Source organism: Clostridium paraputrificum AGR2156 (assembly GCF_000424025.1).
GTDB classification, from domain to species: domain Bacteria; phylum Bacillota; class Clostridia; order Clostridiales; family Clostridiaceae; genus Clostridium; species Clostridium paraputrificum.
In genome coordinates, this window is sequence record NZ_AUJC01000010.1 from 61,603 (window position 1) to 73,351 (window position 11,749).

Genomic DNA, 11,749 nt, shown 5'->3' on the forward strand with positions numbered 1-11,749 from the left:
TATTCTTTATATTTCAACACATTATTTTAAATCTCACCCCAATTTTACCATATACAACTGCAAATACACAAATTATTTTTATTTTTTATTTAATATCGTTCGTGATTTTCTGTAAATATAAAAACCAACTCCATCTGCTAATGCCCATCCAATAGGTATTGACCACCATATTCCATTTGCGCCTAAAGTAGTTGCAGATAGAATATATGAAAGTATAACCCTACTTCCTAAAGAGATTATAGTTAAAATAATAGACATTTTTAACATACCAAGTCCTCTATAAAGACCATAGAACATAAATAAAAATCCTATAAGAACATAAAAAATTGCAACTACTGATATATATTCAACTCCAAGCCTTATAACTTCTTCCTCACCTTTATCTACAAATAGAAGCATTATATTCTTAGAAAAGACTAAAATCAAAGTTGATACAAAGAAGCAAAAAGCTATTATTATTTTAATTGCTCCTTTAACACCTTCTTTTATTCTTTCAGGCTTTCCAGCCCCTTTGTTTTGTGCCACATAAGTTGAAAAAGCATTTCCAAAATCCTGAACTGGCATATAAGCTATAGAATCTATTTTTACTCCTGCTGCAAAAGCTGCCATTACAGTTACTCCAAATGTATTAACTAGCCCTTGAACTATAAGTATTCCAAAATTCATTATTGATTGTTGAACTGAAGTTAGAATAGAATAATTAGCTACTAGCTTCAAAGTATCCTTTTTAATTCTAATATCTTTTCTCTCAAATTTTATAAAGGATATATTCTTAAATACATATATAATACTCAGAATTGCTGAAACCCCTTGAGCAATTATTGTTGCAAGTGCAACTCCTTTTACACCTAAATTAAAATTTATTACAAAAACTAAATCTATCACTACGTTAATTACTGAAGCAATAATTAAAAAATATAAAGGTCTTTTAGAGTCCCCTATTGCTCTTAAAATAGCAGTTGCTAAATTATATATAAAAGTAAATCCAAGTCCTAATAAAATTATTATTAAATATTCTTTAGCTGCCCCTAATAATTCTGATGGCATATTAAATAAATCCAACAATAAGTTTATGGATATTAGAGAAATTACCATCAATATTAAAGTAATACCCCCAATAAATATAAAAGAGGTAATAGATATTTCTTTAAATTTATCATTTTCTTTAGAACCATAGCTTTGAGCCAGTATAACTCCTACCCCCATAGATAAGCCAATTATTATTGATGTTATAAAAGTTACTATTGCAAAAGAAGAACCAACAGCAGCTAATGCCTCTGGTCCAACGAACCTTCCAACTACAATAGTATCTACAAGGTTATATAATTGCTGGAATATATTTCCCAAAATCATAGGTAATGCAAACTTAATTATAAGCTTATTACTATTCCCTTTTGTCATGTCTAACATAATAATCCCCCTACCACTAACTTCCAAGATATCTCTTATAAATATACCATACTTTTCCTAATTAGTAACATTATAAAAGCCGTCAATAAGTATTGACGGCCTTTGCTACTTTACTTTAAAACTTCCTTTTTCTTCTTTTATTTTAATATTAAGCATTTTTAGAAGTTTATCCATACTCTTTATTTGATTTACATATTTAATATCCCTCTTATCTAACATTCTTTGAATCATATCTATAATTTCTTTTTTCTCTTCACTAGAAATAGTTAGATTATCTTTTAAATACTGTCTATTTATATAAGTTAAAGTAGTCCAAATTTGTTCAGCAGAAATTTTACTATTATCCATTAATACATAAGTAAAATTCCTATTTCTCTTCCCTTCTGGATATGCTTTTTTAAAGAATTTAATAAACCCACTTTCAGGTTTATTTTCTTTCTTTTCTTTCACTAGCTTTCCTAGAGAAGACTTTAGAGTATTCTTTAAGAACATTATTGTATTAGGCTTAACCTTAGACTTAATATTATCTATACTTTCATCAATTAATTTATAAGTATCATCAATAAGCTCTTGAGGTACTCCTTCCCCCTTAAGTATTTTTGTTCTCTCAATATATTCTAAAACATCTTTCTTTGTTTCTAAATTTTTACCATATAACTGTTCTAATAATTCTTGGGAAGTTATCAGCTTTAGTTCATCTAAATTAATCATTTATTTCTCCTTCAATACATAATAATTCTTTTATAATTATAAACTATAAATTCCTCTCTATACATAAAAACATATCAGTTCCTAAAATATTAAGTTAACACAAGGGTTTTAAGCACCCTTTGTAAATTATATACTATTAATTCAACCACACTTATTTAGAAATACCTTTCATTTTCTTATATATATTTATATAATATTAAGGTAATAGATTTAGGGGAGGTTTATATCTATGAATAATATACTTACTCACGAAAATATGAAAAAATTACAAGAAGAATTAGATTATAGAATGACTGTTAAAAGGGCTGAAATAGCAAAAGAAAAGTTAATTGCAGCAGCTCATGGTGATAGATCTGAAAATGCTGAGTATAAAGAAGCTTGTGCTAACTATAGAGAAAATGATAACAGAATACAATATTTATTATCTATGATTTCAACTGCTACAGTTATTGATGATGAAAATGTAGATAAAACTGTATTAGGAATTAACAGTAAAGCTAGAATAAAGTTTGTTGAAGATAATGATGAAGATGTAATTACATTAGTTACTACAATGGATCTAGATCCTGAAAATATGATGATAAGTATAGAATCAGATTTAGGAAAAGCACTAGCTGGTAAAAAAGCTGGTGATATAGTTGAAGTTAATGCTCCTGGTACAAATTATACTGTAGAAATACTTGAAATATTAGAATAATAATAAAGCTTCTATGAGTTTATATCATAGAAGCTTTATTATTATTCTCCATGCTCCATTAAAAAGTTAGCTAAAGCTCCAACTAAATTAGCGTCCTTTTTATGAGTACATGTATCTATATTTGGCATAAGGGTATCTATATTTATCTTTTCTCTTATGATCAATAACTTTTCATTTATTCTATCAATAAAATCTTCCCTATTACTAATTGCCCCACCTAACAAAATTATCTCTGGATCATAAATATGTTGTAAATTAAATATTCCTTTTGCTAGATTCTTATAGAAAGTATCTATAGCCCCCCTACATACTTCGTCGCCTTTTTCTGCTGCTTCAAAAATACTTTCTCCATTCCATGAATCATCATTATAGTGCTTTCTTACCTTTCTAACAAAAGACATTGTAGATGCAACTTCACTAAAGTTTAAATATTCACCATTAGATTCTTCCATAAGCATATATCCAACTTCTCCCCCATGAAGATGTTTGCCATGATGAATTTTCCCATCTTTTATTATTGCGCCACCAATTCCAGTACCACATACCACAAATAATATATCATTTAAATCTTTTCCCTTACCTGAAAAAGACTCTGCTAAAGCTGCACAGTTTGCATCATTTTCAATACTTATAGGTAATCCTGTTTTTTCACATAAAACTTCCTTCCAATTTGGTCCGTGAATACATGGAAGTGCACTTGCTCCCCCAATCACCCCAGTTTTACTATTTACAGCTCCTGGAGCACTAATTGCTATACCTTCTATATCATAGCTTTTTCTTATTTCTTCAATCCAATTTACAATTCCATCTATAATAACACTAAACTCATCAGAAATCTTTAAATTACCTTTATTAGTTAAATTACCATTCTTATCAGAAATACCTACTTTTATAGAAGTACCTCCTATATCTAAACATGCATACATATCTAAAATCCTCCCCATATATTACTCTTTATTAAATACCTTTTCCGTTGAAACCCATGCTTCTAAAACTTCTTTATATTTCCTTACATAATAATAGTGAATTAAATCTATTTGTATTAAAATAGGAATTTGAGCCGATATCATTCCTGTTGATTCTTCCCCAGAAAGATTAGCAGTAACTATAATTATATCTGCATATTCATTTAATTTAGTATGTTCATTTCCTGTAATAACTACAAGTTTAGCTCCCTTTTCCTTTAAGGCTTTTGCACATTTTTGTAGGTATTTATTCCCTCTTAAAGTAAATATAAATACCAAGTCTCCTTCTTCTATTACTGCCGTAGCCATATCTATAGCATCTTTGTCATAAATTACTTCTATAAATTTCCCCATTCTAGAAAATCTAAATTTAAAATCTTGAGCTGCTGTTGCACTTAAACCTAATGCAAAAATATGCATAAATCTATAGCTATGTATTAAATCGCAAATATCCTCAATCTTCTCTCTGTTAAAGCTTCCATCAATTTGATTAAAGATTTTAAAGTATGATTTCTGTAAATCTACTGAAATATTATTCATATTAATTTTATCATTTTCTTTAAGATGCTCATTATATAAATATATAAGTTCCTTATAGTTATTAAGTCCTATCTTTTTACAAAATCTTGTGATTGATGCAGGGGAAACACATAGTAAATCAGCCAAATCATTTATTGACATTGGTTTATTATTTCCTAGAAAATACTCAGCAATCTGCTCTTCTACATAGGTAAATTTGAACTTTGCATGAGTTATCCTCAATATAATCTCTTTATTCATATTCCTACCTCTCCCAAATCTTACTATGATTTAATACTATATATTTCCCCCATCTTTTTCAACTATATATTGATTTTTAATGTCTTAATTTCACCATTCTTAAATTTTCCTAGATTTATATGTCCGTTAATTTTCTCTTCACTAACTATAACCCTATTATTCATATTAACCCACTCATAACTAGTCCCTTTATTAGTCTTAAGCTTGCCTCCATCAACTAATTTATCATTATAATTTACAAATCTAATAGTAAATGATTTTTTATCTACAGGTGTTATAGAAGTAACTACAATATCTTTTAATTGGCTACAATCTACTATATTCTTTATTGCTTCCACACTATCTTTTAAAGGATGCATAACAAAATATTTAAGGGTATTTGTAAACCTGTTTATTTCTTGTATTTGATAACTTGGAATAGTTATACTATAGTTCTTCCAAAGTTTATTCACTACTGTAGCATCCATTTTATTGCTAAGATATATAGCAAACTTAAATTTCATTTTTCCCCTTAATTGACTATCAGGCGTTTCTATATATCTAAATTCATTTCCAGATGCTATACCAGGTCTTCTAATTAAATCAGGCTTTCCTAAAAATCCAACCCCTCTAAATAAAGTTAATGCAATCTTAGAATCATCTAATATTTCATATTCCTTTATTCCTTTTGCTAAGAATGTAGCTGATGAGTTTTCATCTTCAATTCCTACAAAATGAAGCATTGGATATATTGGTGATGGCTCTTCTTTCCATCCTAATTCTCTCCAATCATTAATATGTTCAGGAACATTGTCTCTTTTTATTACCCCAAAAGCAGTATCTGAAATGCTTTCTGTTGAAAAAACATCTGTTTTTAAAACTATTCTCATTCTATGATCATCTGCATTATTATCCAACTCTAAATGACATTCTATAGCACCCTTATTGGACAATGATAAACTTAATTTATATGGTATGCTTGTACTTCTCTTATTTAATTCTCTCTCTTTAAGATTTTCTGGTACAATAAATTCTCCACATATTTTAATATCTTTATGAAGCTTTCTATTATTTACTTCTACATTTCCATTCTCAAAGCTTAAGTTATATCTAAAATCATACTTTTCTTCTGGAGGGGAGTAGTCATATGTATCTCCATCATCTCCACTTTCTTCAATGTATAAGCAATCCTCTAACTTTCTATTATTAACTTTATCTAAGATATTAATTTTCCCATCAATGAATTCAACCTTATAGAAATTATCTTCTATATAATTATCCTTTTTATTTTCTGATGCTTCTACTTCTTCATCAATTTCAACTAATTTTAATACTTCTATACTTAATGGCTCTAAGTTGCATTTTAATGCCACCTTTGAAACATAATAGTATAGATCTTTATCGTATTGAGACTCATCCTTCTTAATGCTACCTGCATACTCTTTAACTACATCTAATACTTCATGCTCAATTACATTTCCATTTTTATCTGTAATTTTAAAATTCTTAAGTTTAGTTGTAACAATCACTTTTGCCACTTCTTCTCTTCTATGAGGAAGAGTATTAAATAAAATTATGTCATTTTCCTCTTTACCTTCAATAGATTCACTTATCTTTCTTATAATATAATCACAAGCTGAGTAAGATAACTGATCTGCTTCTGTTAACCTTGAAATTATACTTCTATTTGTCTTATCACTATTACATCCACAAGCACTATCATGAGCATGATTCATAAGTAACTTCTTCCAAATTTCTTCTATCATTTCAACCTTTGGATCTAATCCAAGATTTTGAGCTATAACCATTAATGGTTCTAATTGATAAATTAATCTTCTTTCAATCTTATCATTTAAATACTTATGGTCATATCTAGAAGAATATATTGATCTATGAATTTTAGAGTTAGATGGGTTTACAAATTCACCTTTTACTTCTTTTAACCCTTCTGACTTTTCTAATTCATCAAAGAACTTATCGCAACTGCTTTCAACATATTCAAAATCATTTTTAGTTCTATCATTATAGTATTTTATTCTCTCTTTTAAATTGAAATCTACAAACCTCTGGTCTCCCCCTACTGGTAGAAGAATATTGTCAGTTTGTGATCCATCTAAAATTGTTTTTTCTACTTTTTCTACATCATCAGTATAAATTAAATTTCCACCATAGAAGTATCCATTTTTTATGTTGTAAACTAAAAGTGAACTATCATCTTCACCCTTCCAAATAAACTCTCTATTGGGACAGACATCCTTAGATACCCCTCTCCAGAAAATACTTCTCTTAATATCAAAACCATTTAATATTTTAGGCATATCCTTACTTTGTCCAAAAGAATCTGGTAAATAGCCAACCTTTAAATAATCTCCATACTTTGATGCACTTTTTATACCATAAAAAAGATTTCTAGCTATTGATTCTCCATCTATAATCAGCTCATCAGTTTGTGTATACCAAGGTCCTATTATTAATTTTCCTTCTTCAACAAGTTTTTTTACTCTTTCAAAGTTACTTGGCATAAACCTTATATATTCATCTAAAATACTTAATTGTCCATCTAATAAATATGTTTCTAAATCTCCATCTTCTAGTGCCTTTATTACTTCATCCATATGATATACTAGCTGTATAATTGATTCATTTGAAGTAAAATACCATTCATAATCCCAGTGTGTGTGGGGATAAACATGTATTTTTTTCATTATATATCTCCTTTTATGAATTAAATCTTTTCTATAGTAAAAATCCACTGGTTCTTATTACAATCACCAGTGGATTTTTAAATTATAGTTGTATACCCTTAACTAAATTGTATAGTTTTTGGGAGTCTGTTTCTTTGATAACTGTATTTCTGAAATCATCATCTATTAATTCTTTTGCTATTGTGCTTAATATCTTTAAGTGATTTTCTGCTCCATCCTCAGGAATAGTTAGCGCAAAAGCTGTAGTTATCTTCTTTCCATCTAATGAGTCCCATTCTATTGGATTTTTAAATTTAATTAAGAATACACCTGGTGAAATAACTGTTGAATTTTTACTATGTGGTATTGCTATACCATCATTAAATCCAGTTGTAGCTTCTTTTTCTCTTTTTTGTAACCCGTGATAAAAATCTTCTTCACTCTTTACATATCCATGCTTCTTAGCTATTGATGCTATAAACTTAAATGCTTCATCTTGAGTAGTTGAATTTTCATCAATGTATATGTGATCTTCACTAAATAATTCCTTAGCTTCTACTATAGATTCCTCAATAATTTCATTAGGCTCTACTTCTATATATTCTTCCTCTTCTTCAGATACTGGCTTTCTCCAGAATCCAATGATTAATGCTGTTACTAAAATACCTGCAAATATACATAATATCCAAGTTATAAATGGAACTGGTTGTTCAATATATCCTATAACTGCTCCAAGTGGAGATCCAATACCACCGTAGAACTTACATCCAGTTATAGAAGCAAGTCCACCTGCTAATGCTGAACCAGCAACAGATGCAGTAATCATTTGAACTGGATTAGATGCTGCAAATGGAATTGCTCCTTCTGTAACTCCAACCATACCCATACCAAATGCTGAACTAGCTGATATCTTTTCATTCTTTGTAAATTTATTCTTAAATAATACTGATGCAAGCCATATTCCTAATGGTGCAACTGAAATTGCAGCTTGTGTTGCTGTTTGAGGTACAAAGTTAGCATTTGCTATACCAAACTTAGCCACTGTATCTGTATAAACAGCTGTACCAAATATAAGTGCTGTCTTATTAACTGGACCTCCAAAGTCAAATCCAATCATACCACCAATAATTGCTCCAATTATAAATGGTGCTCCAGCGAATGTTTCATTTAAAGTTGTTAATCCACTATATAAACTATCCATTAATCCTGCTATGGGATTACCAATTAAGTATGTTACTATAACCATTATTGCAAAAGTAGCTATTAAAGGAATAATCATAATAGCAAGTAATGGTTGTAATATCTTAGGCCATTTTATCTTCTTTAGTCCTTTTACTAAATATCCAACTATGAATGCAACTAAGATTGCTCCTAAGAAACCACCACCTGTTTGAGTTCCTAAATATGTTGCATCATTTACTAAGTATGCACCTATCATTGCTGGTGCTATTGCAGGCTTGTCTGCTATTGAGTTAGCAACAAAAGCTGCAAATAAAGGAATCATTAATTTAAATCCAACTTGTCCAACTTCAAAAAGCTTAGACATGAAGAATCCCATTTGAGTTGATGTATCAAATCCCCAATTTACTATTTGACCAAGTTCATTTGCTTGGAATGCAAATATATTAGCAATTGCTAATAATATACCTGATGCTATAACCATTGGAGTCATATATGATATTCCACTCATTATATGTTTAACAAAATTATTTTCTGTCTTTCCTAAAGTCACTTTACCAACCTTAGTTCCCTTTGCTCCAAAGACTTTAGCTTCGTCATAAGCTCTTTTAATTAATGCTTCTGGTGCTTTTATTGCATCTATTGATTTTACTGATAATACTCTCTTACCTGAAAATCTCATTAAATCTATATTTATATCTGCTGCTATTATTACTACGTCTGCTGTTTCAATATCTTTTTCTGTCAAAACATTTTCTGCTCCAATAGAACCTTGAGTTTCAACTTTAATTTTATATCCAGCTTTCTTTGCTGCTTTTTCTAAACTTTCAGCCGCCATATAAGTATGTGCTATACCTGCAGCACAAGCTGTAACTGCTACTATTTTTTTATTCATTACTCTCTACCTCCTCTTTACAGTTCATATTATTACACCTGTAAAGGTTTATGTAAACATTTTTACTATCTTTAGTATTATCTTTCTTTTTTTTATGTTTTTATGAAATTATTTTCATACTTTTATAAAAAAAAGGTTATGTACTTATCAGTACATAACCCTCTTTGGGCTAATGTTTACCACCTATTTTACAGGCAACAACAGCATCTATATTATTATCAGAAACTACATCTAAATATTGTTTTTCATTTTTCTTAAACCAATCATTAGCATATGAACATGTAGCTGTTGCTTTAAGCTTTTCTTTTCTTAAATACTCTACCATGATAAGCATTGTTTTTGAAGCAACTCCTTGCCCCCTTAAAACTGGGTTAACATAAACATGATCTATATTTACCTCTTCACCTTTTTCACGTTTAAAAGTTACTTCAGCCATTAGCTCCCCTTTATCATTCTCACTATATATACGCTCTTTTTCATACTTCCAATTCATTTTTTTCTCCTTTGTTTATAATTTAATTAATACTATTATATACAGTTTTATCTATTCTAATGCTTTTTTTATATCCTCTACTATTAGCTCCTCTTTTAAATGATAACGCTCATATAGTTCATCTTTAGAAACCCCATTAGTAAATTCCTTATCAGCTCCAAAATTCAATACCTTAATATTTTTGTTACCATAGAATCTTGAAATCTTTTCACCAAATCCACCATTAATAACTCCATCTTCTAAAGTAATTACTAATTTATGTTCTTCCAGAAGTTCATATAATAACTTCTTATCTATACCACTTATAAATCTAGGATTTATTAAGGTAGCATTAACCCCTATTTCAGACTTTAATTTTTCTTTTACTTTTTTTCCAAGATGATAAAAATCTCCTAGCCCAATTATTGCTATATCTTTCCCACTTTCAACTTTTTTATAAGTATTTATATTATGAAAATCAGACTCTATAGAAATCCCAGTAGATACTACATTTATATTTGGAACACGTATTGCAACTGGATATTTCTCTTGCTCAATTCCCCATTCCATCATAGCTATATATTCTTCTTTATTAGTTGGTGCAAGATAGACTATATTAGGAATATTACTTATTAAAGGTATATCAAATATTCCAAGGTGAGTAACATCTCCCCCTGTTATTCCGCCACCATAAACCATTATTAATGCTGGATTATTATTTATGGCAAGATCTTGAGATAACTGATCATAAGTTCTTTGGATAAATGAGCTTAAAAATCCAACTACAGGTTTACCTCCTTGTGATGCTATTCCTGATGCAAGAGCAACTGCGTGCTCCTCTGCTATTCCAACATCTATAAATTGACTTTTAAATTTATTTCTAAAGTTCCCCAAGCTAACTGATGATGGGGTCCCAGCTGTTATTGCTACCACTTTAGGATCTTCACTTGCTTTTTTCATTAAAAACTCTTCAGTAATGCTCCTATAAGATTCTCCAAAACTTGGTTTATTTACTGGCTCTTTTGTTTCTAAATTAAAGGGACTAACCCAATGAAATGCCTCCTTGTTTTCTTCAGCATCCTTATATCCTTTTCCCTTAATTGTATGCATATGAATAACTACTGGATGATCTATATCCTTTACCTTAGAGAATGTATCAATTAATGATTCTATATCATTTCCATTATCAATATAATGATACTCAAATCCTAATGCCTTAAAGAAATTATTTTCAGCCTTTCCATTAGATTCACGTAGCAATTCTAAATTCTTGTAAAGCCCACCATAGTTTTCTGCTATAGACATATCATTATCATTAACTAAAATTATAATATTTTTCCTTGATGCAGCTGCATTATTTAATCCTTCATATGCTTCACCACCACTTAGAGAACCATCCCCTATAACAGCAATAATATTTTCTTTTCCACCCTTTATATCTCTTGCTTTTGCTAATCCACATGCTAAACTAACAGAAGTAGATGTATGACCTACTATAAAGAAATCATGTTCACTTTCACTAGGCTCAGTATAGCCTGTAACAGTTTTATATTCATCTGGATTAATGAATGCATTTTTTCTTCCTGTCAAAATTTTATGAGTATATGATTGATGAGATACATCATATACTATTTTATCTATTGGTGAATTAAATACATAGTGCATTGCTATTGTCGCTTCCACCATTCCTAGGTTAGGGCCAAAATGACCGCCAGTTGTGCTTACCTTTCTTATTAAAATCTCCCTTATCTCATTAGCTAAAGATGATAATTCATCCTTACTAAGAGATTTTAAATCTTTAGGTTCATTAATTTTATTTAAGACCATATTAAATTCCTCCTATGCTTTCCACTAGTATATTAATCAGTATACTTCTTGGAGTAAACTCTAAGTCAATATATTTTTTTCTTACATGTGTACATTCTATAAAAATAAACTTAAATAAATAGGAGTGTTCATATAAAATAAACACTCCTT

9 protein-coding genes are annotated in these 11,749 nt (G+C 29.4%); 1 reads left to right on the top strand and 8 read right to left on the bottom strand.

Features of this window, described 5'->3' with window-relative positions:
* Positions 1-78: 78 nt before the first annotated feature.
* Complete coding sequence (locus G594_RS0111315; protein ID WP_027098687.1) at positions 79-1,410, bottom strand: MATE family efflux transporter; 1,332 nt, start codon at positions 1,408-1,410, stop codon at positions 79-81.
* 105 nt (positions 1,411-1,515) lie between these two features.
* Positions 1,516-2,121 (bottom strand): hypothetical protein, encoded by a 606-nt coding sequence (locus G594_RS0111320; RefSeq protein WP_027098688.1) that lies wholly within the window; start codon positions 2,119-2,121, stop codon positions 1,516-1,518.
* Between the two features lie 229 nt (positions 2,122-2,350).
* Between G594_RS0111320 and G594_RS0111325 the strand changes: the two genes are divergently transcribed.
* Entirely contained in the window at positions 2,351-2,818 is a 468-nt protein-coding gene (locus G594_RS0111325) for a GreA/GreB family elongation factor (protein ID WP_027098689.1), read from the top strand.
* A 41-nt stretch (positions 2,819-2,859) separates the two neighbouring features.
* Here the strand turns inward: G594_RS0111325 and G594_RS0111330 are convergent, their stop codons facing one another.
* From G594_RS0111330 to G594_RS0111355, 6 genes are all read right to left on the bottom strand, one after another.
* Complete coding sequence (locus G594_RS0111330) at positions 2,860-3,744, bottom strand: ROK family protein (protein ID WP_027098690.1); 885 nt, start codon at positions 3,742-3,744, stop codon at positions 2,860-2,862.
* 21 nt (positions 3,745-3,765) lie between these two features.
* The gene (locus G594_RS0111335; RefSeq protein ID WP_027098691.1) at positions 3,766-4,563 is read right to left on the bottom strand and encodes a MurR/RpiR family transcriptional regulator; all 798 of its coding nucleotides are present in this window, start codon (positions 4,561-4,563) and stop codon (positions 3,766-3,768) included.
* A gap of 62 nt (positions 4,564-4,625) precedes the next feature.
* Positions 4,626-7,247 (bottom strand): glycoside hydrolase family 38 N-terminal domain-containing protein, encoded by a 2,622-nt coding sequence (locus G594_RS0111340; RefSeq protein WP_027098692.1) that lies wholly within the window; start codon positions 7,245-7,247, stop codon positions 4,626-4,628.
* An 82-nt stretch (positions 7,248-7,329) separates the two neighbouring features.
* Positions 7,330-9,300 (bottom strand): fructose-specific PTS transporter subunit EIIC, encoded by a 1,971-nt coding sequence (locus G594_RS0111345; protein ID WP_027098693.1) that lies wholly within the window; start codon positions 9,298-9,300, stop codon positions 7,330-7,332.
* A 169-nt stretch (positions 9,301-9,469) separates the two neighbouring features.
* Positions 9,470-9,793, bottom strand: a complete 324-nt coding sequence (locus G594_RS0111350) for a GNAT family N-acetyltransferase (protein ID WP_027098694.1) — start codon at positions 9,791-9,793, stop codon at positions 9,470-9,472.
* Between the two features lie 51 nt (positions 9,794-9,844).
* Positions 9,845-11,599, bottom strand: coding sequence for a 1-deoxy-D-xylulose-5-phosphate synthase (locus G594_RS0111355; RefSeq protein WP_027098695.1), 1,755 nt, complete (start codon positions 11,597-11,599; stop codon positions 9,845-9,847).
* Between the last annotated feature and the right edge of the window lie 150 nt (positions 11,600-11,749).